At 52.7% G+C, this 26,161-nt stretch carries 24 protein-coding genes and 1 pseudogene; 14 read left to right on the forward strand and 11 right to left on the reverse strand.

Translation table 11 applies throughout. The annotated features are described in order from the left end of the window. Window positions 1-63: 63 nt before the first annotated feature. Together ACYVBJ_RS03695 and ACYVBJ_RS03700 are read left to right on the forward strand one after the other, a co-directional pair. Window positions 64-1,368 (forward strand): Gfo/Idh/MocA family oxidoreductase, encoded by a 1,305-nt coding sequence (locus tag ACYVBJ_RS03695; RefSeq protein WP_460980951.1) that lies wholly within the window; start codon window positions 64-66, stop codon window positions 1,366-1,368. A gap of 66 nt (window positions 1,369-1,434) precedes the next feature. Beyond that, window positions 1,435-2,682 carry an MFS transporter gene (locus tag ACYVBJ_RS03700; RefSeq protein ID WP_460980952.1) on the forward strand — a complete coding sequence of 416 codons (1,248 nt, stop codon included), beginning with the start codon at window positions 1,435-1,437 and terminating at the stop codon, window positions 2,680-2,682. A 182-nt stretch (window positions 2,683-2,864) separates the two neighbouring features. Here ACYVBJ_RS03700 and ACYVBJ_RS03705 read toward each other — a convergent pair. From ACYVBJ_RS03705 to ACYVBJ_RS03715, 3 genes and pseudogenes are all read right to left on the reverse strand, one after another. Continuing rightward, window positions 2,865-2,977, reverse strand: a pseudogene (locus ACYVBJ_RS03705) (helix-turn-helix domain-containing protein); the annotation flags it as partial. A 333-nt stretch (window positions 2,978-3,310) separates the two neighbouring features. Then, window positions 3,311-4,063, reverse strand: a complete 753-nt coding sequence (locus ACYVBJ_RS03710) for a LytR/AlgR family response regulator transcription factor (RefSeq protein ID WP_460980953.1) — start codon at window positions 4,061-4,063, stop codon at window positions 3,311-3,313. Between the two features lie 13 nt (window positions 4,064-4,076). Further along, a complete protein-coding gene (locus tag ACYVBJ_RS03715) occupies window positions 4,077-5,243 on the reverse strand; it encodes a sensor histidine kinase (RefSeq protein WP_460980954.1) in 1,167 nt (388 codons plus the stop codon). 4 nt (window positions 5,244-5,247) lie between these two features. Here ACYVBJ_RS03715 and ACYVBJ_RS03720 point away from each other — a divergent pair, with 4 nt between their 5' ends. Beyond that, entirely contained in the window at window positions 5,248-5,460 is a 213-nt protein-coding gene (locus tag ACYVBJ_RS03720; protein WP_460980955.1) for a hypothetical protein, read from the forward strand. 24 nt (window positions 5,461-5,484) lie between these two features. Next, the gene (locus ACYVBJ_RS03725; RefSeq protein WP_460980956.1) at window positions 5,485-5,826 is read left to right on the forward strand and encodes a hypothetical protein; all 342 of its coding nucleotides are present in this window, start codon (window positions 5,485-5,487) and stop codon (window positions 5,824-5,826) included. A gap of 57 nt (window positions 5,827-5,883) precedes the next feature. On the opposite strand, the gene ACYVBJ_RS03730 is transcribed toward ACYVBJ_RS03725, so the two are convergent. The 4 genes from ACYVBJ_RS03730 to ACYVBJ_RS03745 form a co-directional block, all read right to left on the reverse strand. Next, entirely contained in the window at window positions 5,884-6,372 is a 489-nt protein-coding gene (locus tag ACYVBJ_RS03730; RefSeq protein WP_460980957.1) for an ester cyclase, read from the reverse strand. A 54-nt stretch (window positions 6,373-6,426) separates the two neighbouring features. Further along, window positions 6,427-6,876, reverse strand: a complete 450-nt coding sequence (locus tag ACYVBJ_RS03735; protein ID WP_460980958.1) for a hypothetical protein — start codon at window positions 6,874-6,876, stop codon at window positions 6,427-6,429. Between the two features lie 62 nt (window positions 6,877-6,938). Further along, the gene (locus tag ACYVBJ_RS03740; RefSeq protein ID WP_460980959.1) at window positions 6,939-7,826 is read right to left on the reverse strand and encodes a PhzF family phenazine biosynthesis protein; all 888 of its coding nucleotides are present in this window, start codon (window positions 7,824-7,826) and stop codon (window positions 6,939-6,941) included. Between the two features lie 61 nt (window positions 7,827-7,887). Next, window positions 7,888-8,439, reverse strand: a complete 552-nt coding sequence (locus ACYVBJ_RS03745) for a LytR/AlgR family response regulator transcription factor (protein WP_460980960.1) — start codon at window positions 8,437-8,439, stop codon at window positions 7,888-7,890. Between the two features lie 249 nt (window positions 8,440-8,688). On the opposite strand from ACYVBJ_RS03745, the gene ACYVBJ_RS03750 reads away from it, so the two are divergent. From ACYVBJ_RS03750 to ACYVBJ_RS03795, 10 genes are all read left to right on the forward strand, one after another. Next, window positions 8,689-8,817, forward strand: a complete 129-nt coding sequence (locus tag ACYVBJ_RS03750) for a hypothetical protein (RefSeq protein ID WP_460980961.1) — start codon at window positions 8,689-8,691, stop codon at window positions 8,815-8,817. Between the two features lie 224 nt (window positions 8,818-9,041). Further along, on the forward strand, window positions 9,042-9,671 hold the full coding sequence (locus ACYVBJ_RS03755; protein ID WP_460980962.1) for a hypothetical protein: 630 nt from the start codon (window positions 9,042-9,044) through the stop codon (window positions 9,669-9,671). A 53-nt stretch (window positions 9,672-9,724) separates the two neighbouring features. Continuing rightward, window positions 9,725-10,549 (forward strand): carboxypeptidase-like regulatory domain-containing protein, encoded by an 825-nt coding sequence (locus ACYVBJ_RS03760; protein ID WP_460980963.1) that lies wholly within the window; start codon window positions 9,725-9,727, stop codon window positions 10,547-10,549. Window positions 10,550-10,710: 161 nt separating this feature from the next. Beyond that, complete coding sequence (locus ACYVBJ_RS03765) at window positions 10,711-12,165, forward strand: Gfo/Idh/MocA family protein (RefSeq protein WP_460980964.1); 1,455 nt, start codon at window positions 10,711-10,713, stop codon at window positions 12,163-12,165. Between the two features lie 237 nt (window positions 12,166-12,402). Beyond that, a complete protein-coding gene (locus ACYVBJ_RS03770) occupies window positions 12,403-13,461 on the forward strand; it encodes a class I SAM-dependent methyltransferase (RefSeq protein ID WP_460980965.1) in 1,059 nt (352 codons plus the stop codon). Between the two features lie 124 nt (window positions 13,462-13,585). Next, window positions 13,586-15,595 carry a hypothetical protein gene (locus ACYVBJ_RS03775; RefSeq protein ID WP_460980966.1) on the forward strand — a complete coding sequence of 670 codons (2,010 nt, stop codon included), beginning with the start codon at window positions 13,586-13,588 and terminating at the stop codon, window positions 15,593-15,595. 83 nt (window positions 15,596-15,678) lie between these two features. Continuing rightward, complete coding sequence (locus ACYVBJ_RS03780; RefSeq protein ID WP_460974372.1) at window positions 15,679-15,984, forward strand: (2Fe-2S) ferredoxin domain-containing protein; 306 nt, start codon at window positions 15,679-15,681, stop codon at window positions 15,982-15,984. A gap of 284 nt (window positions 15,985-16,268) precedes the next feature. Next, window positions 16,269-16,961: a YjjG family noncanonical pyrimidine nucleotidase gene (locus tag ACYVBJ_RS03785; RefSeq protein WP_460980967.1), complete on the forward strand. Its 693-nt coding sequence runs from the start codon at window positions 16,269-16,271 to the stop codon at window positions 16,959-16,961. Between the two features lie 18 nt (window positions 16,962-16,979). Next, on the forward strand, window positions 16,980-19,031 hold the full coding sequence (locus ACYVBJ_RS03790; RefSeq protein ID WP_460980968.1) for an FAD-dependent oxidoreductase: 2,052 nt from the start codon (window positions 16,980-16,982) through the stop codon (window positions 19,029-19,031). Between the two features lie 29 nt (window positions 19,032-19,060). Continuing rightward, a complete protein-coding gene (locus ACYVBJ_RS03795; protein WP_460980969.1) occupies window positions 19,061-19,840 on the forward strand; it encodes a 3-hydroxyacyl-CoA dehydrogenase in 780 nt (259 codons plus the stop codon). Between the two features lie 166 nt (window positions 19,841-20,006). On the opposite strand, the gene ACYVBJ_RS03800 is transcribed toward ACYVBJ_RS03795, so the two are convergent. The 4 genes from ACYVBJ_RS03800 to ACYVBJ_RS03815 form a co-directional block, all read right to left on the reverse strand. Further along, on the reverse strand, window positions 20,007-22,817 hold the full coding sequence (locus ACYVBJ_RS03800; protein ID WP_460980970.1) for a TonB-dependent receptor: 2,811 nt from the start codon (window positions 22,815-22,817) through the stop codon (window positions 20,007-20,009). A 231-nt stretch (window positions 22,818-23,048) separates the two neighbouring features. After that, entirely contained in the window at window positions 23,049-23,933 is an 885-nt protein-coding gene (locus tag ACYVBJ_RS03805; RefSeq protein WP_460980971.1) for an FKBP-type peptidyl-prolyl cis-trans isomerase, read from the reverse strand. Between the two features lie 83 nt (window positions 23,934-24,016). Further along, window positions 24,017-25,060, reverse strand: coding sequence for an MBL fold metallo-hydrolase (locus ACYVBJ_RS03810; protein ID WP_460980972.1), 1,044 nt, complete (start codon window positions 25,058-25,060; stop codon window positions 24,017-24,019). A gap of 49 nt (window positions 25,061-25,109) precedes the next feature. Beyond that, a complete protein-coding gene (locus ACYVBJ_RS03815; RefSeq protein ID WP_460980973.1) occupies window positions 25,110-26,066 on the reverse strand; it encodes a fasciclin domain-containing protein in 957 nt (318 codons plus the stop codon). Between the last annotated feature and the right edge of the window lie 95 nt (window positions 26,067-26,161).

Below are 26,161 nucleotides of genomic sequence, written 5' to 3' on the forward strand. Positions count from 1 at the left end.
TAGCCCGTGCAAAATACCCTTTTCTATACCTGATGCATCAGTCCCTAAACCCCATGACCCCGTATGAACGCTCAATCAGATTCCCGCAGGAAATTCCTTAAAACCGCGGCCACCGGCTCCCTAGCGGTGCTCGGTATGCCCACCATCATTCCGGCCCACGCCTTTGGCTCGAATGACCGCATCCGCGTAGCTGTAATTGGCGTCAATGGACGCGGCACCGATCACATATCCGGTTTCTCGAAGCTGCCCAATGTAGAGGTCGCTACGTTATGTGATGTGGATAAGATCATCCTGGCAAAGCGGGCGGGCGAGTTCGAGACAAAATACGGACGGAAAGTGCAGACGATGGAAGATCTCCGCCAGGTGTACGACGATAAAAACATCGACGCGGTTAGTATCGCCACGCCGAATCACTGGCATTCGCTGGCGGCTATCTGGGCGTGTCAGGCGGGGAAAGATGTGTACGTTGAGAAGCCCGGTTCGCATAATCTTCGCGAAGGGCGCAAGCTGGTGGAAGCGGCCACCAAATACAAGCGAATCGTACAGCATGGCGTACAGCTTCGCAGCTCGACGGCCATTCAGGAAGCCATCAAGCACCTGCGCGACGGGTTGATCGGCAAGGTGTATATGGCCCGGGGTATCGTGTATAAATGGCGCGCCGACATTGGCAATCAGGGGCCATCACCCGTACCCGACGGGTTAAACTGGGATCTCTGGCAAGGACCAGCCCAAACTCGTCAGTTCAGCAAAAACTACGTGCACTACAACTGGCACTGGTTCTGGGATTACGGTAACGGCGACATCGGCAATCAGGGCATCCACGAAACGGATTTGTGCATGTGGGGACTGGACGTAGGCCTGCCCGAAGAGATTACCTCGGCCGGCGGTAAGTACCTCTGGAAAGACAGTAAGGAAACGCCCGAAACCCTGATGTCGACCTATAATTACCCGAAGGAAGGAAAAGTGATTCAGTTTGAAGTTCGCCCGTGGATGACCAACCGGGAAGATGGCGTTGAGATTGGCAACTTCTTCTACGGCGATAAGGGGTACATGGTCGTCAATGGCTACAATGATTACAAAACCTTTCTGGGCCGAGAACGAACACCCGGACCAGCCGGCCACGCCGGTGGCGATCACTACCTGAACTTTATCGAAGCGGTGCGGGCACGGGACAAATCGAAGCTGAATGGTCCGGTCGAAACGGCGCATCTGGCATCCGGCATTGCGCACCTGGGCAACATTGCATATCGTCTGGGCCGCACGCTGAAGTTCGATCCTAAAAAGGAAGAATTCATCAGTGATTCGGAGGCCAACGCCATGCTGACCCGCAAGTACCGCGCTCCTTATACTGTACCTCAGCAAGTGTAAATCATACGTAGTGACTCGCCTGCCGATCAATCTAACCTTACAACCTTTTCTTTCGCGTCGAACAAAATGGTCGAACAACCGCAAACGGAGCAACGTAGTCTTGCCCAACAATTACTGCAACTTCCCGTACTGGTAGCGGCTTTGGGCTATCTGGTGGATATGTACGACCTCTTTCTGTTCAGCGTCGTGCGGGTACCCAGCCTGAAAGCCTTAGGCACCGTCCCAGATCGACTGCTGCCCGACGGCATCATGCTCCTGAATATGCAGATGGCCGGTATGCTGGTCGGCGGCATTTTCTGGGGTGTACTGGGCGACAAGCGTGGGCGACTGTCGGTCCTGTTCGGCTCTATCCTGATTTATTCCCTGGCCAATATTGGCAACGGTCTCATTACGTCACTGAACCAGTACGCTATCCTGCGCTTTGTGGCCGGGGTTGGTCTGGCGGGCGAACTGGGTGCCGGTGTTACGTTAGTAACCGAAGTATTACCAAAGAAAATTCGCGGCTACGGTACCACCATCGTCGCCACAATGGGGGTATTGGGCGCGATTATGGCCTATTTTGTGGCCGATCTGTTCGAGTGGCGTAACGCATACTTTATCGGCGGAGGATTGGGTTTGTTACTCCTGTTACTACGTGTCAACGTGTTTGAATCGCGCATTTTCGAAACCGTGAAAGAACGGCAGGTAAAACGTGGGGATCTGATCATGCTGTTTTCCAACCGAACCCGCTTTCTAAAATACCTGCAATGCATTTTGGTGGGATTGCCTATCTGGTTCGTAGTTGGCATCCTCATTACGTTCTCTCCCGAATTCGGGCAGGCGATGGGGCTTTCCGCTCCGGTTGTAGCGGGCAAAGCCGTTATGCTGTCGTTTACGGGTCAGGTGTTTGGCGACGTAGCCAGTGGCTTGCTAAGTCAGCGGATTCAAAGCCGCAAGAAGGCCATCGGCAGCTTTATTCTATTGTCGCTGGTTTTCATCCTCGTCTATCTGTTGGCTCCCCTGCGCGACATCGATACGTTCTACCTCGTCTGCGTCTTCCTGGGTTTTGCCAATGGCTACTGGGCCCTATTCGTGACCATCGCGGCCGAGCTGTTCGGCACCAACCTTCGGGCAACCGTGGCCACCACAGTTCCGAACTTTGTGCGGGGAGCCGTCATTCCCCTAACCTCGCTGTTTGTGCTGGGGAAAGCGCAGGTTGGCGTTCTGTACAGTGCCTTGGGCGTTGGCTTACTGACCGTAGCGCTAGCACTCATCGCCCTACGCTTCATGGAAGAAACCTTTAGCAAAGACCTGAACTACGTAGAAACCGAATAAGTGAAACCCCAACGTGTAGCAGGTGTTGGGGTTCGTTTAAGACGTACTAGCAAAGTCAACAATCCGGCTGACTTCCAGTCAGGTCCAATACGTCTGAACCAGCAGGGCTTTACTTTTCCACCAGACGTGTTTAATGGGCGGGCTAGTGAGTTTCCCGACATGCTTGTTTACGAGCCCGTTCTTTAATTCAGCCCTCTGTATTCATTGGGTGAAACTCCCATCTTTTGTTTGAAGAATCGGGTGAAATGCTGCGGATACTTAAACCCCAGTCGTAAGAAATCTGGCTGACCGACCGCAACAGGAAAAGGACTCGATGTATTCGTTCTCAGTGCATTTCGTACAGGTACGGGTCAACCTAGTCCCCGGAAGTGGTATGACCCACACGTACATACTGCCGAATACCGAAAAAGGCATCGTCAAGTGGTTACAGGCCGTTACAGATGCCGAACACAGTACAAAGTAACCCCACCGGTTTCCGGTTTGGGCCAGTTGCGGCCAGGGTAGTTAAATCACGTTGACACAGGAGCACACGGAATTATCTCCCTCTATTTCTTTTGCTGCTATCCATACCAATAATACCCGTTTTGTAATGAATCAGTCGGCTCAAGCTGGGCAGACCAATGCTGCACTACTCCATACTTACTTTCAGAAGTCGTCCAACGTCTTTGTGGTACAAGCGACCGATGGGCAGCTCCTGATCGGCAATGTCTACATGCGTTAGGGTATATGCCATTACTTTATCGACCGCCACAATGAACGACCGGTGAATACGCACAAAATCAGCCTCGGGCAACATCGCTTCCAGCGAGCTGATGCTTTGCTTGACCAGCAGTGGCTTCGTCGCTGTGGTAACAATTTTGACGTAATCTTTCAGGCTTTCCACGTAGAGAATATCGCGGGTAAACACCTTGACCATCTTTCGTTCGGCCCGGAAATACAGAAACGTGTTTGCGGCAGGCTGCACAGTCGACTTCTCAACCGGCGGAGTCGGTAACGAACCGAACTGGTTTCCACCTATCGAAATCGGCTCGGCCTTCATCACTTTGGAAACCGCCCGCAAAAACCGCTCGAACGAGATAGGCTTCAGCAGGTAGTCAACCACATCGAGTTCGTAACCATCTACGGCATAATCGCGATAGGCCGTCGTGAAAATAACTTTGGGTGGCTGACGCAGACTGCGCAGGAAATCGGTACCCAGCAGCTTCGGCATTTTGATGTCCAGAAACATCAGATCCACCGGCGTTTCCTGCAACTGGCTAAACGCCTGAACCGCATTAGGGCATTTACCCACAACCTCCAGTCCGTCGACCATATCAATATACGACTCAATCACCTCCAGCGCGGGCGGTTCATCATCAACAAGCAGGCAGCGTAGATGCATAACGTAACGAAAGTTAAACAGCCTCGGTCAATTGAGGGGTGGAAACCAGATTATCGATTTTCGCAGGGAGTAATATCAGCGTTAACGTAACCATGAACGTCTCATCTTCGGCCTTGATGCGCAGGTTATACCGATTGGGGTAAAGCAGTTCCAGTCGTTTTTTCACATTCTGCAGGCCAATGCCACCAACGTACGTATCATCATGGCTTGTTACCTCCCGGCTGTTGATCAGTTTAAACTTTAGCCTGTCGTCCTGAACCCACAAGTCGAGGTGCATCCAGGCTTGTTCGAGCTGTTCACTCGTTCCGTGTTTAAACGCGTTTTCCAGAAATGGGACCAACAGCAAAGGCGCAATCAGTTTGTCCTGATAGTCGCCCGAAATCGTAACCGACATATCCAGCCGATCGCCGTAGCGCAGTTGCTCCAGACCAATGTAATTCTGCATGAACGTAATCTCTTTTTCGAGCGATACCTCCGGCGCATTGCAATCGTACAACATGTAACTCAGCAGCTCCGACAGCTTCAGAACAACGGCTGGCGACTGATCGGATTTGCGGAGCGTAAAGGCATACAGGTTGTTCAACGTATTAAACAGAAAATGCGGGTGTATCTGGGATTTTAGCAACTGCAATTCCGCCTGCAATTTCTCCCGTTCAATTTGCCGGTAAGCTTCTTGTTTGAGGTACCAAACCTTCACTAGCCTAATCGCAGCGGCAAAGCCACCGATGGTAATTCCACCACGCATACCCGCCATCATCGCAAATGAGAACGTGTTTCCTGACGTATGGGGAACAATACCCATACTAACCCGGGTCGGGTCCACAACGAACACAGTTAGGGTTGCCGAAAACAGCGCAGCCATAACGATGATCAGCAGCAAATGCACAATCACCCAGCCGTAACGTCCTTTGAACAGAAAGCGGGGCATGAGCCAGTACATGATACTGTAGGTTAACAGCATGTGAGCCGGCATAAACAGCATAGCATCAATGGCCGCCACAACAACGCCTTTCAGGAGTGCCAAAGCGGGTGCTGTGCCCATCCTGATCAGATAGCCCGCTGGCAGGAACGCATACGTAACGGCGAAAAATAACGTCCATGCCAGCCAGAATAACCCGTGCCGGGCCAGTCGGTAACGGAGTTTGTTCGAGAAGACAAATTCTTTATTGAAACGTTGCATAGCCGTGCTGATTCAGTACCCGAATATAGCCAAACGTAACCGGTTCGCCTATGAGCCGATGGGTTTGTCGACAAACGACATTTATTCGTCGCTGAACGGCAGTTTTCCACGACGTTTGACGTTGATTGTCAATTATCTGCCGTATAACAGCGAATGGTTGCTGGCCAGCTACTTTGCCAGCGGACAAGAGGTTGCGTTTCTACCTTTGATGCAGTAATCGACCCAATCAAACACAAACGCTATGAACACCATTTCCTCTATCCGTTTAGCCCTGCTGTGCCTGCTGTTCACGACGGTTTCATTTGCGGCACAGGCGCAAAAGAAACAGGCACCGATTGTTGCCCGTGAAGGCTATTGGGTGATCGAAACACCCGCTAAAGGCAACGAATGCATGGTTCGTTTTTATACCAACGCCAACCAGTTGATCTACGAAGAGAAAGTAGAGCGTCGCCTGAACATTGCGCGTACCCAAACCAAACGCAATCTGAGTTCAGCACTGGAACAGGCCATGTTTGTCTGGAATGCCACGCACAAACTCCCCGCCGACCGGCAGTGGGTAGCAATTCAGTTCGATAAGAACTGAGGCTGAATCACACCGCAGTTACTACGTATCTCCCCGCTCCCGGTGAGGAGATAAAGATCACTTTTTCGACATCGCCTGCTGCTTCAGCTGCTGCTCGAACCCCAGACGGTCGGTTTGCAGCCAGTATTCCACAATTTTTTCTTGCTCAATCCGGTACACCACCGAGGTCAGTTCAATAAGCGGTAAGCCCGTGGGCGCATACCCGTCAACCTCGGCCAGGTGCCTGCCAGTTTGTTTCCACCGAACATATACTTTATCCCCATCCGCCAGCAGTTCGGTCACCTCAAGCTTAAACTCGCCGAATAGCGTTAGAAAATCCGTTACGTGGGCGGCATAATTGGCTGGCGTACGCCGAACCGTAGTCGGCTTTTCGGCCGTAAGCTGGTGAGCCAACACCGTATCGGCCATGTAGTCACCGGCCTGTTCGGGATGAAGTCCCGAGCGAACATATTTCAGAAACCCTTCAACCACTTGTCTGGCGGTTTTTGGGGACGTATCACTGGCCGATGGCTGGGTCAGCGCTGTGGCAGAGTTGAATACAAGCATGATTAAAAAGAGAACGCTGATTCGGGTCATGGAACTGGTCTACTTGTTTACGTTTTAGTCGGGCACAACAATGCCGTCAATCCAAGCTCTCGCCGTTTGCGGGTCCGTAAAAAATCGTTCGTTACGCATCCGGAAGTTGGTATCGTAGTTGGTGATTTTCGTTTCGTCGTGGTGTACGTGGGCAGCCGCTATGCAGTGAATTCCCCGCTCGGACCGGATCGTGATTTCGGCTTCGGGGAACAGCCGCAGATAACCAATGTACCACCCGTAGTTGGCCAGCGCGAGCGGAATAATGGTCCTGAACTGCTTGTGCGATTCAAAATCAACGGCTTTAAACCCGTGCAGATTGACCAGAATCTTGAACCGGGCGCCGTCGGGAAGCTGGTTGAAAACCTGCGTCAAGGCCAGCCGCCAATCGTTGATGTCATTAGCATCCAGGTCGCCACTTATGTGCGTAACAACCAGTTTCTCCTGCGGTACATACGTTGCTTCTTTCCGTTTCATATCGTTCTAAAGTTGAATTATGGAGGTGAACGCCACTATCGGTTGCCCTGGCGGACTGGGGCTTAAAACGTAATCTCGACGGAGTGCGATACCGCTGCCCGGCCACCTACGTCCAGACCGGTAATGTCACCCTGGTCGAGCTGTAGTCTGGCCGTCAGCACACTCGGCGACGGCGGTTGCATCAGATGTCCCTGTTCGATCACAAACGTTGCTTTCTGTTGAAGCCGGAACGTATACAGGTAGCAGGCCAACGGGCCAGCGGCCATCCCGGTGGCGGCTTCTTCGGCAATACCGTAATACGGCGCAAACATGCGCGCACCAGCGTCGCGGCCAGGCAGTTGGGTCTCCGGCGAAAAGACGTAGTAGCCAACCAGCCCCAGTTGCGAACTTATCCGATCAATAGCGACCAGATCCGGTACGACCCGGTTAACGCCCTGAGCCGACCGTAGCGGAACCACTAAAAACGAATTGCCGGTATTTACTACCGTGGGCAGCAGACCCTCAATCAGATCGGTGGCCGACAAATCCAGGGAGCGCAAAATAGCCGACACCGTAACTTCGGGATGAAGACGCTCCGGCGCGGTAAAGGTCGGGGCGGTTTGCTGCATAAAGGCCTGGTCTCCTTCTAAAGAAATAGCGCGTGGACCGTCGACCGTTTCCATCACACTACGTCCTTTGGTTAGTACACCCTGCTGCGCGAGGTAGGAGAACGTAGCAATAGTCGCGTGGCCACACTGAGCAATCTGACGGGCCGGGGTGAAAAATTCCAGCTTAACGTCGGCCACCGATGAAGCCGACACAAAAGCCGTTTCCGAAAGACCGACCTGCGTGGCAATGAGCTGTTTCGTTGCGGAGTCAAATTGGTCGGCCTGTAAGACAATACCAGCGGGATTACCGCCCTGTTTCCCCTCAATAAAAGCCTTTACAACAGGAACGATTCGTGTTTGCATAGTGTGATCGTACATGAAAAAAATTGAAGGGGTTATAGGCCTTTCTCGTTCACGTTAGACGTCATTCTCCCATCCAGGTCCGAAAGTCAACGGCTTTATCGCGGCTAATAAATACCTCGTCTTCACTGGCGGGTCTAAGCTCAACGTTAAGGCGATTATACGCCTGCTGTCTAATTCGTTCAACGGCCCTCGGACTAATAATGAACTGTCGGTTCGCCCGGTAAAACAAGCGGGGGTCAATCATCTTCTCCAGCTCGTCCAGGTGGTAGTCGATGCTATGAAAACGGTTGTCCCAGGTTTTGGCGAACGTCATTTTCTGCTTGCTGAAAAAGTAGGCGATCTGATCGACGGGCAGGGGAATCAGCCGGCCCCCCTGCCTGACTAAGAACCGACTTCGGTAGGCGGCTGTGGTCCGTCCCACGGCCTGTAATTCCCGGACCAATATCTCCAGCTCAGTCGCATAACGCACTGTGTCGTAGGCGTTGGCTAACGCAGACACCGTATCATTTTCCGGCCTGACAACCAGTTGACTAGTCTCTCGTTCAAAGGTATCCAGAGCCCGACTCTTCAGCACGAGCGGGTTGAGTGAGGGAGTGTGGGCAGGCTTGTTCATCGCTTTGTTGGCTTGTCATGGTCAATTCGTTTTGACCCCACAAAGCTAGAGCGACCCACAGCCTCGGCTGCTTGATATAGGTTAAGAAATGGCCTTGATGTAGGTCAAGGGTGTGGCCATCCATTACCCTACAAACTGGCCTGCGTAGCGAACTCCTGATGAGCAATCGTTACGTAGTTTCAGGTGAATAATCCATGTGTAAGCATCATAATGATGGAGTCGTTTTATATGGTCTTATCCTGACGAGGTATGCCGTTCAGTAGCGAGTTGTTACGTTCGTTCACAAAGCTGCTTAGCCTCCCCGGCGATTACTACGCAATGAATCCTGAACTGCCCGATTTAGCGCATCAAATGGGATACAGCCGCCTTGATCCGTGACCGACCCGGCACAGGCCAAAGTCGCTGGTGACGGGCCTCGTTACGTATCAATCGCCCAGTTCCGGCTAATCGTTTTATGACAATTCGCGCCGGTATGTCGTCAATTGATAACGCTCGTGAGCCAGTTGGCAACGGTCAGCATTGAATCTACCCCCGTCTATTGACCAGTTTTACATCGTCAGTAATCGCTGACAACGCACGCGAAACAACTAAACCAAAAACCAATGAACAATCTTCCGTTAAGCAACCGCACCTTGGGTGCCCTCGGCTTTCTGGGCGCTCATTATATGTTAATCGCGCCCCTGCTACCAATGCGATACCCAGCCCTGGGGCAATCGGCCTTTGATGGTCTCGTCGGTCTGGCATTCATGCTGACCTGGATGGGTAGCTTAGTGGGACTCATTCGCCTGAACGCTACTGGCCACTCCGCTTTTGGTCACTTCATCATCCGGGCTAACCTGGTGACGCTTACCCTGGCCAACGTCTGGAACATCTATCAAGCCATTGCCCCTAATGCCAATACTCTTTTATACCGCATACTAGATGCTTTCTGGCCCATCAGCATGGTGATGATGTTGGTAGTGGGTATCACGGTTGCCCGGGTGGGCCAACTACGTGGCTGGCGACGCTATGTTCCCCTGGCCGTAGGGCTGTGGTTACCACTGACGGCACTGCTGGGTAAACTGATGAGTTTATCCCTGTTTAACATGGCGGCTCGCGAAGATGATGGTATGCTCTACATTCTGATCAGTTCGGGCGTGTATGCATCGGTCTGCTGGTGTCTACTGGCTTACGTAGTGTGGTCAACACCTGAATATAAATCCGCGCACCAAATTGAATCCATCATGCTGTAAACCAGTCACTTATTTTATTTTTCGTCTCTCTTATATATTGACCAATCAATACTATGTTGTTTCAATCCTTCCGCACCTGCACCACCCTGCTGTTGCTTAGCAGCTTCATGAGCCTCACAGCCTGTGAGAATAAACCCACCAATCAAGACATTGTGGTGCCCGACCCTGGCACGAGTACTGGAACTAATCCAGGGCCCGGCTCAACCGGGAAAGCGGGTTATTTAGTTGGTACCGTTACCGACCCGCAGGGAAAACCGCTGTCCAGAGCCACCATCTATACCGATAATACGGTGTTCAAAGGGCGCGGGGCCGAAGTGAATACAACCGCCAATGGTACGTTTCAGGTGCAGTTAGTTAAAGATTTAGGCCAGTGGGTCGCTAAGGGATACGTTTTGAAACAATACAACGACCGGGTCTATAAAATCAATCTCGATCCCGACAATCCGGATTCGTTTACGGAAGAGGAGAAGCCCGTTCGCAATTTTCGGTGGAAATTAACCGGGCACATTCCCGATCTAAGCCTCGACCTGTACTACGGCGGCACTGTGGAAACCTTCCGCGATCTGAATGCCGACGAACTGCGCGACAACGAAAATATTGAGTTCACCTTCACGCCCGTTGGCCCGCTCATCGACGGTTCTGCGGGCAAAACGCTGACGTTACGCTCGAAAAAGCGCTACGATTCGTTCATTAAAGACGTACCCATCGGGCGCTACAAAGTGACGGCTGTCTATAAACCAACAGGAGAAGCCCTGCGCGTCTGCGATGTATATAACGATAGCGACTACAACTACAGCTCGTCGGTGACCGTCGATTTTACCGGTCGGGAATCGGCTACCCGCTCCAATATGCTGGGCATTGGCTACACAAACCGCTAACCGTATTCTTAGCAGCGAATTGCTCTCGTTTTTCGGGATGATAACAAGGCACGGTCTCATCCAGTGCAATGCGTTACGTCGAAAAATCCGGAAGCAGGGAGGTACGGGTAAATCTGCTGCCGGATTGGCTTTTGGATAGAGACAAAAAATTGTATCAACTTATGCAGTCGTCCCGTCGCAAATTTATAAAAGGTATATCAGCGGCCTCGGCACTGGTAGCCACCCAGAGCATTGCCAGGCCGTTCGGTTTTCCGGCGTATATCCCGAACCTGAAAAAGATTGCTCCGAATGACAAAATCCGCTTTGCTACCATTGGCATGGGAATTCAGGGCAATTACGATACCCGGGCAGCTCTGCGCAATCCGGATGTTGAGTTAGTCGCCGTATCGGACTTGTACGAAGGGCGACTGAAAACCGCCCAGACCGCTTTTGGCAAGGATAAAGAGCTGTTTGCTACGCGCGATTACCGCGAAATCCTGGCCCGTCCGGACATTGACGCCGTACTGATTGTTGTTCCTGACCACTGGCACGACCACATCACTATTGCCGCGCTGAAAGCCGGGAAAAACGTGTACTGCGAGAAACCCATGGTCCAGCACATCAATGAAGGAAAGCCCGTCATCGATGCCTGGAAGAAATCCGGAAAAACCATGCAGGTCGGCAGCCAGCGAATCAGCAGCGCATCATTTCAGGAAGCGAAGCGGCTCGTGCAGGCTGGCGAGATTGGCAATATCAACTACATCGAGTCGAACAACGACCGGTTCAACTCCATCGGTGCCTGGAATTACTCGGTCGCTCCGGATGCCTCCCCGCAAACCATCGACTGGGACCGTTTTCTGGGCGACGCGCCCAAGCGCCCCTTCGATCCGAAACGCTTTTTCCGCTGGCGGAACTACAAAGATTACGGCACGGGCGTAGCGGGTGATCTGTTTGTTCACCTGATCACGGGTGTGCATTACGTAACCAACTCACTGGGGCCAACGCGCATTTTCTCGTCGGGTAACCTGGCGTACTGGAAAGACGGCCGCGACGTCCCTGACGTGATGACGAGCATCATGGATTATCCCAAAACCGATCAGCACGAAGCGTTCCAGATGGTGCTGCGGGTTAACTTCGCCAATGCGGGTAAGATCAGCGACGTGACGCGTATCATCGGCAACGAAGGCCAGATCGAGTTTTCGGAGAACAACCTGATCCTGACCAAAAAGAAACTGGCAAAAGCACCGGGCTACGGCAATTACGACAGCTTCTTTACGTTCACCCCCGACGTTCAGCAGGAGTTTGTGCGGCAGTATGACGCGCAGTACCCCCCCGAAACGCGCACGGCTGAACCGGTTAAGGAAGTACGGTTTGAAGCACCCAAAGACGACGATGCGCACGCGAAGCACTTCGGCGATTTCTTCAAAAACGTTCGGGAAGGCAGCCAGGGCACCATCGAAGATCCGGTTTTCGGTTTCCGGGCTGCAGCTCCGGTTCTGGCCTGCAACGAAAGTTACTTCGAGAATAAAGTCGTGCTGTGGGACCCCGTGACCATGACGAAAAAGACAGCGACGGCCCCGGCAGCAGCGCCCAAAAAGACGGTAGCTACGGCCAAAACATCGGCTAAAAAATCGTAGTCTGGATCGATAAGCGCTACGTTAGATTAAGTTTATTACAGCTTTAACAAAGCCCAGTTCTTTTCCTGGTCAAGGGAAGGGCTGGGCTTTTCAGCGTTTACGGCCTGCTACGTTTACTCTGTTTTTCACCAAACCGGTTCAGGACGTAATTCGGTGTACTGCCAATAGCCGAATTTGCGTATCGAAAAGCCGATTGCCTCGTAAAATCGTTTACTGAAAATAGGCATCCGTTTATTCATGCAACTGACTATTTCCCCCGAAAATCCCGTTGAGTGGTTTGCCCTCCGTGCTAATCTTGCTCCCATTCCTCTGCTACATGCTCAAATCATGCCCATGCTGGCGAAAGCTGCCTTGGAAGCCGCAGACAAAGGCGTTTTTGAAGCCGCTAAAAACGGGCCGAAAACCCTTGACGAATTCGTTGCGGAATTAAACCTGAATCGAAAAGCACTCGGTGAACTCATGGGATTACTGACGGCTATGGGTTATTTCACCTTTCGGGATAACCGCTTCGCGCTTACGCGCATGGCCCGACGTTTCACGCTCAAGGATGATCCTCTGTCAGTCTACGGCATGATGATCTTCAATAACCGCGTTGTTTGGGACTGGATGAGTCAGTTGGGCGAGTATCTTCAGACGGGACAGGGCATTCAATATCACGACACGCTCAACGCCGAGCAGTGGAATTATTATCAGCAGGCGATGGTCGCGGCCAGCAGCACCGAAGCCCGTGAGTTTGGTTATCGAGCCCCCACTCCTAAATCGGTACGGTCGGGCGCACCGACGCAGATGCTGGACATTGGTGGTTCACACGGGCAGCACTCCGTATCGCTGTGCAGGAAACATTCGAATCTTACGTCGACCATTCTCGACTTGCCCGCGGCAATCGAACAGGCCGCTCCTCTGCTGGCGCAGCAAGGTATGGGCGACCGGATTCGGCATCAGGCCGGTAATGCGCTGACCGACGATTTTGGTGACGGTGTATTTGACATTGTTCTTATGTCGAGTCTGGCGCATCATTTCACGCCCGAACAGAACCAGTTAGTCACCAACAAGGTCGCTAAAGCACTTAAGCCCGGTGGCGTGTTCATCGTCAATGAATTTATCCGACCCGAAGTTGGTGCCAAGCCTGACCTGATCGGCAGCAGCACGGATCTGTTTTACGGTCTGAGCAGTACGGCGGGCAACTATTCCGTTGACGAAATACAGAGCTGGCAGCAATCAGCAGGGCTAAAGCGCCACAAAGTCATTCATTACCGCACTATGCCCGGGCGCACAATGGTTGTCGCCAAGCGATGAGGTATTCACAACCTGTCCAGCTTAACTGCTTACTTAGCACTCACGTTAATTCTGTCGTTATTTCTGCTTTGGATTGATACGGGCACAAGCCACCGAACAACCTGCGCCTGCTGTCCCCTCATTAATGAAACAGTTCGTTACGTTACTAATCGTCTTGATTAGTCTCCGGGTTGTTGCCCAGCCTAAAGCCAATCCAACGGGCCAACGCTATTTTGGCATGCACTTCGATTTCCATGCCGAGCCGAATGATACGCTGGTAGGCAAAAACTTATCGGAGCGCAGCCTCGATTCGCTGCTGACCGCCATAAAACCCGATTTTATTCAGGTTGACTCTAAAGGGCATCCGGGCGTGGCAAGTTACCCTTCCAAAGTAGCCAACGCTACCACCACAAAACGTATCGTAAACGACCCGCTAGCGTTTTACAGGACTCTAACCAAAAAGCACGGTATAGATATGTACGTGCACTATTCAGGTGTGTTCGACGATGCCATTCTGGCCAAACATCCAGGCTGGAGCGCCATTAACGCTAACGGTGATCCAGATAAGTCGAAAGCGTCGGTACACGGCCCTTACGTAGATTCGCTGCTCATTCCGCAGCTAAACGAGGTGGCCGACTATGGCATCAACGGCGTTTGGGTAGATGGTGAATGCTGGGCTACGGTGCTTGATTACTCTCCCGCAGCCCTGGCCCGTTTTAAGGCCCAAACGGGTATTCAGACCATACCCAGATCCGCTAAAGACGCCCACTATCAAGAATTCAAAGATTTTTCTCGTCAGTCGTTTCTGCGCTATTTGGGCCACTACGTTGACGAACTGCACCGTCACAATCCGAAATTCAGGGTAGCCTCAAACTGGGCCTACTCTTCCATGATGCCCGAGCCCATTACGACTCATGTTGACTATCTGTCTGGCGATCTTACACCCGGCAATAGCATTAACTCAGCCGCTTTGGAAGGACGCATCCTGGCTCCGCAAGGGCAGCTTTACCAAAAACCCTGGGACCTGATGACCTGGAGTTTCTGGCAGCAGTTTACTCCGCCGATGGGTGGCGACCAGAAAACGGCCGTTCACCTCATGCAGGATGCCGCCGAGATTATATCATTGGGTGGTGGGTTTCAGGTTTACTTCCGTCAGCACCGGGACGCATCCCTGCCAACCGCCGAAGTCGAGACGATGAAGTCGTTAAGCCGGTTTGTGCGGGTCAGACAACCGTACTGCCAGGGTTCAACGCCGGTTCCGCAACTTGCGCTATTGTACAGCAACGCTACGTTCAGGAAGTACAATAATCCCTTGTTCAGCAACGAGCAGACGCAGCGCATTCAGGGCCTGTTAACCGCGCTGCTCGACTCGCAGTTACCCGTTGACGTACTGGCCGAGCATCATATTCAGGGCCGAATGAGCCAGTATCCGGTTATCATCGTTTCGCAGCAGGATTCGCTGGCCCCCGCTTTTCGCGAAGAATTGCTGACCTATGCCCGGCAAGGAGGTAATCTGGTACTCATAGGGGCCGAAACCACCCGCAACTTTGCCAATGAATTAAACGTAACGCCCATCGGCTCACCATCGACCAGCACAAAATGGGTTAGCTACCCTGGCCCATACGTTGTCGTGAACGGAGCCTTTCAGCCTGTTCAGGCAGGAACGGCCGCCCACACACTCGGCCGGGTGTTCAGCCGCGAATCGGGCGGGCAGGAGCTTGGCCCGATCGCAACGACGACCCCATTCGGCAAAGGCAAGCTGATTGGCGTCTACGCCGACTTAAGCCGGGACTATCAGCTGCATCAATCCCCTAAACAGCGCGACTTCATCAGTTGGCTCACCAAGCCTCTGCTGAAAAACCCCAAAGTAGAGATAAGCGGAACGCATCTGGTCCATGTCGTCGTCAATCAGCTGGGCAGCAGGCTGGCGGTGAATCTCATTAACACCGGCGGCAAACACACCAATCCGCAAGTGTTCTCGTACGACGAATTACCTCCGCTTGCGAATCTGACCGTCAGAATTCGACTCGATAAAAAGCCGCAGCGTATCGTTCAACAACCCGAAAACAAACAATTAGCCGTAACCTATGCCAACGGAATAGCGACCGTACGGGTGCCCAGCCTGGCAATCCATTCCATTTTAGTGGTTAACTAAGGTCTCCCCGCGCTTAGACTAGAAAGCATAACAATCGGGTGCGCTACGTTGGCTACCTTTGCGCCTTGATATCGAACGATCGTATGAAATACAAAAAGCACGTTTTTATCTGCAACAATCAGAAAGTAGCCCCGAAGAAATCGTGTGGAGAAGCGCACGGCAACGAACTGGTTGACGCCTTCAAGGCAGCGCTGGCCGAACGGGGGTTACTGAAAGAAATGCGGGCGCAACGTACCGGATGCCTGGATGCCTGCGCCTTTGGTCCCGCGCTGGTGGTTTACCCCGAAGGCACGTACTACGGAAATGTACAACTGTCGGACGTTAACGAAATCGTTGATAGTCATTTAGTGAACAACCAGCCCGTCGAACGGCTTAAGCTAGACTTTTAAACGTAGTTGTATGGTCGTAAAGTCATTGATTCTGAGTGAAGTTGTTTAGGCTTTTGTTTTAAAAGTGATTTTATCATCCCGAGCCTGCGAGGAGTCTTCGAGTAAAGCTGACAGTTCCTCCGGCAATAGAAGATCCCTCGCAGGCTCGGGATGATAAAAAGCTCAGTTGAGCCTTGATAAACGACTACAGCTCACGTTCAGGTTATACAGATAAGCGTCAGTTATTTAAAAAACTTATCAGCCTGACGACTTACTGACGTTACGATTATACAACTTTATACCTGATGAAGTACAAGCATATTTTTTTTGATCTCGACCATACGTTATGGGACTTCGACCGTAACTCAGCCGAATGTATTGCCGAGATATTCGAGACATTTCGATTAACTGACGTTGGCGTCACTTCGGCCGAAGAATTCAGTCGCCATTTCATTACTATAAACCGGAAGTTATGGGCAGACTATGACAAGAACCTGATTACGCACAGTTACATCCGGGAAAATCGCTTTCCGATGGTGTTCAAGTCGCTGGGCGTCGACGAAGGCAGTATCCATACCGACATGAACGCCGAATACCTGCGCCTGCTGCCCCGGAAACCCCATCTGCTCGAATCGGCCCGTGAAATTCTGGATTACCTGAAAGACCGCTATACCATGCATATCATCACCAACGGGTTTGCCGAAATTCAGGCGGTGAAGATGGATAGCGCCGAAATTGCGCATTACTTCACACTCGTTGTTACCAGCGAAAACGCCAATGCTAAAAAGCCGGATCCGCTGGTATTTGAATACGCCCTGTCGGCCGCGGGTGCACGTGTTACCGACAGCCTAATGATTGGCGATAACTACGAAGCCGATATTTTGGGCGCTAAAGGTGTCGGACTGGATACCGTGTTTTATAACCCAGCGGGTGCGCTGGTCGATGATCAACCTACCTACGATATTCGCCACTGGAAAGAGCTGATGGCTATATTATGATTACCTACTAAATCCATTATGAACCGTTCCTTTCTGTCACGCAGCAGCAGGGTTGCACTGTTGCTTCTTAGTCCGATTTTAGGATTCGCCCAGCAGCCCCTCAACGTGGACATTTGCGTATACGGCGGCACCTCAGCCGGTGTTATGGCTGCGTATTCGGCCAGGAAAGCGGGAAAAACGGTGGTGCTCATCGAACCCGGTCGGCACCTGGGTGGACTCACAGCGGGTGGTCTGGGCGCTACTGACATCGGCAACAAATTCGCCATAACTGGCCTGGCCCGTGACTTTTACCGACGTATCGGCAAGCATTACGGCAAACTCGAACAGTGGGTCTTTGAGCCACATGTAGCAGAAAACCTGTTCAAGCAATATCTGGCCGAAGCCGGAATTAAACCCGTGATGGAACACCGCCTGGCGACAACGCAGGTAAGCAACGGTCGAATCGTTAGCATTACCCTTGAGCCATCAACAGACCGGTCAACTTCAAAGCAGACCATCCGCGCCAAACAGTTCATTGACTGCACCTACGAAGGCGATCTGATGGCGCAGGCAGGCGTTACGTTTACAGTCGGTCGCGAAGCGAATAGCCAATATGGCGAAACCTGGAATGGGGTTCAACTGCTGGACAAGCATCAATTTCCGGACGGCATTGACCCCTATCGCATTCCGGGCAAACCCGAAAGCGGATTACTCTACGGCATCAGCGACGCTAAACTGACTCCCAATGGTTCCGCCAGCAAGTTCATTCAGGCCTACAATTACCGCATGTGTCTGACCGATAACCCCGCTAACCAAATTCCGATCACTCGTCCCGCCGGGTACGACTCCACGAAGTATGAATTACTCTTGCGGCAGATTGCCAAGAAAGAGGCTAAAGAACTGACCTGGAATCTGATGCACTTCGTGATGATGCCGAACCGCAAAACCGACATCAACAACTGCGGTGGCCTGTCAACCGACATGATCGGCGCGAATCACGACTATCCGACGGCCAGCTACGCGCGTCGGGCCGAGATCATCCGCGACCATGAGCTATACACAAAGGGGTTCTTTTATTTCATCGGCCACGACCCACGCGTTCCCAAACATCTCCGCGATGAGATGCTGCACTGGGGTTACCCCAAAGACGAGTACACCGATAACGAACACTTTTCGCACCAGCTCTACATTCGCGAGGCCCGGCGCATGGTGGGTGAATACATAATGACACAGGCCAACTGCGAAGGGAAAGCCACGGTAACCGACGGCGTTGGTATGGCCGCTTACACGATGGATTCGCATAATTGCCAGCGGCTGGTGGTTGAAGGCCCGGGCGGTGTCGCGCAGGTCCGAAACGAAGGGGATGTTCAGGTCGGCGGCTTCCCGCCTTATCCGGTTAGTTATCGGGCGCTCGTTCCGACACGGGGCAGTATTCAGAATCTGCTGGTACCGGTTTGTCTGTCGGCCAGTCACATTGCTTATGGCTCAATCCGTATGGAGCCCGTTTTCATGGTCCTGGCACAGTCGGCGGCAGTAGCGGCTTGTCAGGCTATCGACGACCGGAAAGCGGTGCAGGACATCGACGTTCAGAAACTACAAACACGTCTGGCTCAGAACCCGCTGATGAATGGGTCACGTCCCGAAATTCTCATCGACAATGACGACAGCACGCAGGTTGTTCAGCAGGGCAGCTGGCAGCGCGACACCAAAGGTGGCAAATACGGTACGTCGTTGTTAACCAGTACGTCTGGTCAGTCCGCATCGGTACGTTTCCAGCCAAGGCGTTTACAGGCGGGTCGGTATGCCGTATACATTTACAATCCTTCGCGGCAAGGTGGGGGAGGTAATCCCGATCAGGACAGCCGGCAAACCAACAAGTCGAGTCGTGTTCGGATTCGCGTACACACTGGCCAGACCGTTACCGAAAATACCATTGATCAGCAGCATCACAACAACGACTGGATACGGGTAGGCGAGTACGCCTTTACTACGTCTAGGGCGTCCGCTCAGCAGCCTTATGTCGATATAACGACGGTTGATGCCGAGCAGCCCGTAGTGGCTGATGCCGTACTATTCATCCCAACAAACTAAGAAGCGGGCACACTTAGCCCGTCAGACAAATGAACCTACAACAAGCTACTGCTATTGTTACCGGGGGCGCTTCCGGACTGGGGGAAGCCACCGTTCGGATGTTGGCATCGCAGGGTGCCAGCGTCGTCATTCTTGATCTGAACGAAGAGAAAGGTCAGGCTTTAGCCGAAGAACTGGGCGCTAGTGTACGATTCACCAAAACCAACGTTACTGACGAAGCCGATGTACAGGCGGCCATTAACCTGGCCGTGGAAACCTTCGGCGCGTTGCACATCAATGTCAACTGTGCTGGTATTGCGGAAGCTCGCAAAACGCTGGGAAAAGTAGATGGCGTGTATGGCGCTCACTCACTGGCCGCTTTTCAGAAGACCATCTCCATTAACCTCATCGGTACGTTCAATGTGATACGTCTGGCGGCCCTGACGATGGAGCAGAACACGCCGAATGAAGAAGGCGAACGGGGCGTCATTATCAACACGGCGTCGGTAGCCGCCTACGATGGTCAGATGGGCCAGGCGGCTTACTCAGCCTCGAAAGGCGGTATTGTCGGCATGACCTTACCCATCGCCCGCGATCTGGCCCGCTCCGGCATCCGGGTCATGACGATTGCACCCGGGCTGTTTGAAACGCCTTTACTCATGGGCTTACCCGAAGAAGCGCGTATTTCGCTAGGTCAGCAGGTACCGTTCCCTTCGCGCTTAGGGCGGCCCAATGAATACGCCATGCTGGCCAAGAGCATCCTTGAAAATCCCATGCTCAACGGCGAAGTCATCCGGCTCGACGGGGCGATCCGGATGGCTCCGAAATAGCGTGTTGGGGTTAATGTAGAATCTATGCTTTGTGTACTTTACGGTACACAGAAAGGGGTACTGTTCAATCGAACAGTACCCCTTTCGCTTCAAGACAGATTCCGTGAACTTCTTCGCCCCTTCCTCAGAACGATACCACTGGCGTCTGTTCTCTCTCTAACTCTCATCAAAAATTAGCCGATACGTTCAGGAAATAGTAGCCGCCATTGAAGCCAAACTGCGTTGCGTTTCGACTGTAAACGAACCGCCCAAACGAGGTGTTATCCTGTACGGCCGACCCGAATCGTTCAGGAGTTGCGTATTGAGTTACCCGCAACTGGTCAGGATACACATCGAACAGATTGTTTGCGCCCAACGTCAGCACCACACTGGGTACAAGCCGGTAGTTCACGCTAAAATCGGTAACAACTCTTGGCGTAAACACCTCGTCCAAAGCCGGGTTGATCGGGTCGTAGCTCTGCACTTCCCCGAAGCGTGTAAACCGGAGCACCGCACCGAATTTCCGCACTCGGTAGTTGAACGTTAATGATACTTTACTCTTGGGCTGTGCCACAGTCAGGCGAGCGCTGTCCTGCCGGTTGAACAGGGAGTTGCCTAACTGCGCATCGGCCGGAAGGTTAGCGGGTCGTTGAATATCACCGCGTACCTGCGTCCGGTTGAAATTAGCCGCCAGCGTTATGTCCAGCGAGCTGTTGTTCAAACGTGGGCTTGTGGCGATAACCGCGTCAATACCCTGGGTTCGGGTGTTTACCGCATTGGCGAAGAACTGAGCGCTGTTTACATCCTGCTGACCTGCACTGTTCAGAATGTTGGCCACAATCAGGCCCGCCCCGGTCGTGCCGCGATTGAACTGATTGCTGTAAATAATGCGGTTGCGGATATCAATCTGATACGCATCGATCGTGATACTTACGTTTGGCAACGGCCGCGACGTAATACCAACGCTGTAATTCGTGGAGCGCTCAGCGCCGAGCGGAGGTACGCCAAACGCTTGTGCAATCGGGCTGTCGTTCCGGTAGGTACCCGTCTGTCGAGGCTCCAAACCCTGCCCTGTCGATACGAACAGGGTACTGATCGCACTGTAATAGCGCTGGTGCAAACTTGGTGCCCGGAAGCCATTACTAATGGAACCACGTAACGAAAACGCTTCACTGAACTTGTACCGGGCCGCCAGCTTGCCAGCCAGATTACTGCCAAAGTCAGTGTAATATTCGTAGCGTCCGGCGGCATTGATCAGCAGTCGATCGGTCAGATCAGTTTCGACATCGGCATAAGCTCCATAAACGTTACGTGTTGCATTGACGGCATTGGCGGGCTGGTAACCCGGAAAAACCTGCGCCCCTCCTACTCGGCCCGACTGCGGACTAAAGTTGAGGAAAGAAGCGGCTTCACCTTGTTTGATGCGATATTGGTCATTGCGATAGGTAACCCCGGCGGCTACGTTAAACGAGCGTAAGCCAATCTGTTTGCCAAAATCTTTAGCCGCGCTGGCATCGGCCGTGTTCTGATAAAAGCTCAACGTACCAGCGTAAAAACTAGTGGGGTTATTCAACGTGCCCAGGTACGCCAGCGACGCATTGTTTGAATTCGTTACGTCAAATCGGAACGAGTTGCCGCCGTACACATTACTGATGTCCCAGCGCCAGCCCTTCGATTCGCCGTTAACGCCCACCAGCAGCGACTGGTCGTTGATCGTTGATTGAATGTTGGGCAGAAACCCATTCGGATACAGTTCGGTAATAACCTGCGTAGTCTGGTACGGATAGCGATAGAGGCCCGTTGCCAGCCCACGCCGATAGTTCAGCCCTCCCGTCGCATAGAAACTGGAGCGCGTGGTGAGCGGAACCCGGGCATTGAGGAAGAAACCGGCATTTTCGACCTGCGAGTTACCTACCTGAATGTTTCGCGACCGATCGAACCGATTCTGCTGAATCAGGGTCTGGTCCTGCTGATAGAGCGCTTGCCGACGGGCAACGTATTCGGCATCCGTTTCGGCGATACCGTTCACCGTGTTACGTCCCGCGTTCCAGTTCACATATACAGGACCGGTATAATCACCCGCGCGGTTTGTAGCGCCCCGGTGTCGAAACTCACCGGTCAGGCTTAAAAATCCGGTATTTTTCAGTTTGAACCCCTGATTAATACCGATCTGCGCTACCTGGCCATCACCGGCATACTGCTGACCAAGCTGCGCGTTAACGCTTGTACCGGCCCGTTCTTTCAGCCGGAGGTTGATTACGCCCGCAATGGCATCCGACCCGTATTGAGACGAAGCGCCATCGCGTAACACTTCGATACGTTCAATGGCGGCCGAGGGAATGGCGTTTAAGTCCGTACCGACCGACCCACGGCCAATAGTCCCATTTACGTTAATGAGTGCCGTGTTATGCTGCCGTTTTCCGTTCAGCAGCACCAGCACCTGATCCGGGCCCAGACCACGTAACGTAGCCGGATCAATGTGGTCGGTACCGTCGGCAACCGTCTGGCGGGACGAGTTAAATGAGGGTGCCACAAAGTTCAGTTGCTGCGTTGGCTCAATCTGCCCGGTAGCAATCAAATCACGGGATTGAATCACATCGACCGGGGCAACTGTTTCGGTACTGGTCCGAATCTGCGTCGAGCGTGAGCCCACCACAACGACTTCGCCAAGACTGGCCGTGCCTTCCTGCAACGTAACATCAGCGGTGACAAAGTCGGAGCCAGCCACGGTTACGGGTACACTCCTGGTTTGATAGCCGACAAAGCTGACCCGAATGGTATAGCTGCCGGGACCAAGCCGGAGCGAGTAATTACCGCTGGCGTCGGTTGTGGTGCCAAAGTTTGTGTTGACAACGGCGATCGTTACGCCGGGGATTGGGGTGTTGGCTGAAGCATCCGTTACGTTGCCGCGAACCCCCTGGGCCTGGGCCAGCATAAGGGTAAGCAGCCATAAGGCCACACTCAGCCCGAAGCGATGGCGTTTGTAATTGTTGTTCATACGTTGGATATGTTAGAAGATTCGTCTGCCGAAAGCTGACCAACTGGTTAGCCTTCATGTGTTCTCCAATAACACAATCCTATCGCTTATGTTGCACGCACCAGGACCAGTGTCTCTGCTTTCGGTACGTATCCCGAGCGGCTGGGAGAGTCATTCGATACAGTATAGAAAATGAAACAGGCTCAGTTGAATCAACTGAGCCTGTTTCATTACCGATTGCGACCAGAAGTACTACTTTACCGAGACGACTTCCAGATCGAAACGCAACGGCGCATACGGTGTAATGAGGTACCGGTTGTTCTGAACCGCACCCTGCATCCCGTAGCCAATCGATGATGGGAAAATAACGGTTGCTTTCTCGCCCACTTTCAGCTTTGATAAGCCTTCTTCAAATCCTTTGATGAACCGGTTCTGCCCCAGTACGGCGTCGAACGTTCCGGTACCCGTGCTGTCGAATGCGGATGGCGAACGGAGTTGCTTACCCTTGTATCGGATCGTTAGTGTCTGCCCCTGATTCGGTACGACTCCCGATGGATTGTCCTGCGTTTTGATGAAGCGGAGGCCATCGGTCAGCTTTTCGGTAACCGTCAGGTTCTGAGCGGCAATGTATTCGTCGATCTGCTGATCTTCGCTACGTGACCGCTTCAATTTTACATCGAACCGAACGACCGAGTAAGCCGGCAGATTTGTATTCACGACCTGATCATTATACCCCAGATACGACGGGATCAGTAACGTAGCGCTTTCACCTTCCCGCATCAAGCTAACTCCTTCTTCCAATCCCGCCAGAATAGATTTGATCCCCAGCGGATAATAAACCGGCGCGTTTGCCTTCGTGCTATCGACCAGTACGTCCTGTAGATTATACGACTTAAAGCTAAATTCAACCTCCTCACCGGCTGCGGGTTGTTTGCCCGTTGGGTTAGCAGTCGTAATCACATAATACAAGCCGGAAGGCTTTGTTGTTCCATTCAGATTCTTTGCCGTGGCATAGGTCTTTATCTGAGCGTCGTTATCGTCGTAGTACTTGCTCGACGGGTCGACGCTTTCGCTCGTACAGCCTGCCAGTCCGCCCACCAGAAAGGCACTGAAAATTGTTAACTGAAGTTTACGCATGGAATTGATTTAACAAACAATACTGTCAATACGTCTATTGACCCTTTATCGTGGCGTAGCGTTGGGAAGATGCCCAAAACTTTTCACGGCATCACCAAACTCTCTCCTGATTTCAACGCTTTAAAGCGGTCGTATGGTATACCAGCCGCCGTCAACGCATTGGCCAGATCAGTAACCGGCTCGTCTTCGCCATCGTCGGCTAAGGGGAATGTGCCAAAGTGAATCGCTACACTCTGCTCAGCCCGTACGTCCTGATGAATCTGTACCGCCTGAGCCGGTGAACAGTGTATGGGAGCCATAAAGAACGGAGGCTTATAGGCACCAATGGGAATCAGTGCCAGGCGTAACGGACCAAACTGATTACCAATCTCCTTCAGGAAAGGGTCATAGCCCGTGTCGCCCACAAAATACAGCTTGCCCGCGGCCTTACTGTCCACTATATATCCGGCCCAGAGGGTGGCATTGCGATCAAAAATACCCCGCCCCGAAAAGTGCTGGGCCGGAACACAGTGAATCCTCGTGCTATCGTTGTAGGTTACCGCCTGCCGCCAATCCATCTCCGTTACGTTACCGCACCCGTGCTCATCCAGAAAAGTTTTTACGCCCAGTGGACAATACACCTTGGGTTGGTCACGGGCACAAAGTCGCTCCATTGTCCCTATGTCCAGATGGTCCCAGTGATTATGGCTCAGCAGAAGAATGTCAATCTTCGGCAAATCGTCAAAACGAATACCCGGTGGCCGGTTTCGCTTCGGTCCCGCAAACTGAAAAGGGCTGACGCGTTCGTAATAGACCGGATCAGTCAACACATTCAGGCCATCGAACTGCAGCAATACCGTCGAATGATTGATGAACGTAACGCGCACGTCGTGCCCCGTTACGCGCCGGGGTGGAGGAGGTCCGGGTTTGTCGTCGTGAAAAGCACCCCAGGGCTGCGTTCGCTCCCGATTGAACAGCCAGCCTGTTAATTCCAGAAATCCTTTCGGCTTCACTCCGTTCAGGTTTTGAAACTCCTTACCATCAAAATGATCGGAGACAGGACCGGTATAGCGCGGAGCCGACACAGCGTAACCGATCGCTACGGCAATCGCGATAATCAGCAGGAGGCCAAGGCCAGTATAAAGCATAATTTTGGGGAACATAGCCACCTGAACCAAAGGCCGATCAACTCATCGCTTAAGGCTGCAAGACCTGATCGATAATATGAATCACGCCATTAGCTGCTACCAGATCGGTTGTTTTCAACGCAGCCGGAGTCGAGTTTTTAGCGCCCTTCACCGTTGCTGTACCATTAACGGATGCAATGGTTACTCTGTTCCCATTCAGCAGAGTATTGACTGATCCGGATTGGAGCTGGTTCGAGAAAAGTACCCCCGACACCACATGATACGACAGCAGCGACGCGAGCGTCTGCGGGTTGGCCGACTCGATCGCAGCCAGCGAATTGTAACGACCATCGGATTTGAAGGCCGCATCGCTGGGTGCAAATACCGTGACTGGATTGGACGTACTCGAACTGGAAAGAGCCGCCAGCAATGTCGGGCTGCTGGAACCCACCCGCCTGACGGCAGCCGCCAGAAACGTCAGGTTCGGATTGCCCTGGATGGCCGCCAGCATATTGCCGGCCGACGGCATCAGTACGCGGTCGATTACGTGAATAAACCCATTGGCCGTAGCCAGATCAGTTTCTGTTACTCGGGCCTGATTGACGTAGACGGTGCCCGCGTTTATCTTGTTGACGAAAGCAACCCCGTTTGTGGCCGTTTGTACGGAGTTTTGTCCCGACGGAATCGCCGTTGACGATACGGGTGAATACAATACGTGGTACAACACAATATCCTTGACCTGCTCTTTCGGCAACGACCGAATTGCACTTTCGGTCAGCCCGGAGGCCTGAAAAGCCGCGTCGGTGGGCGCGAACAGGGTCAGGTTAGCGTCTTTGAGCGCATCGCCAACGCCCGCATACGTAACGGCGGTCCGCAAAAGACTGAATTGACTGTCTTCCAGCACCCGGTCGGCAATGGTTTTGGGAGTGGCCGTGTTGGTATCGTTCGTTTGGCAGGCGAGTATGGTCAGCAGCAAAGCGTTCAAAACGATTATCCGGTGAATTCCGGCCAGAAATAGCTTGTTCATGGGCATTCGGTTTAGTCGGGCAAAGATAAGAGAGTTCATCAGCGAACGCATGAATTCCTTTCTGTAAGGGCCCAATAGACTACTGACTTACTGGT

The organism is Spirosoma fluminis (assembly GCF_054778895.1).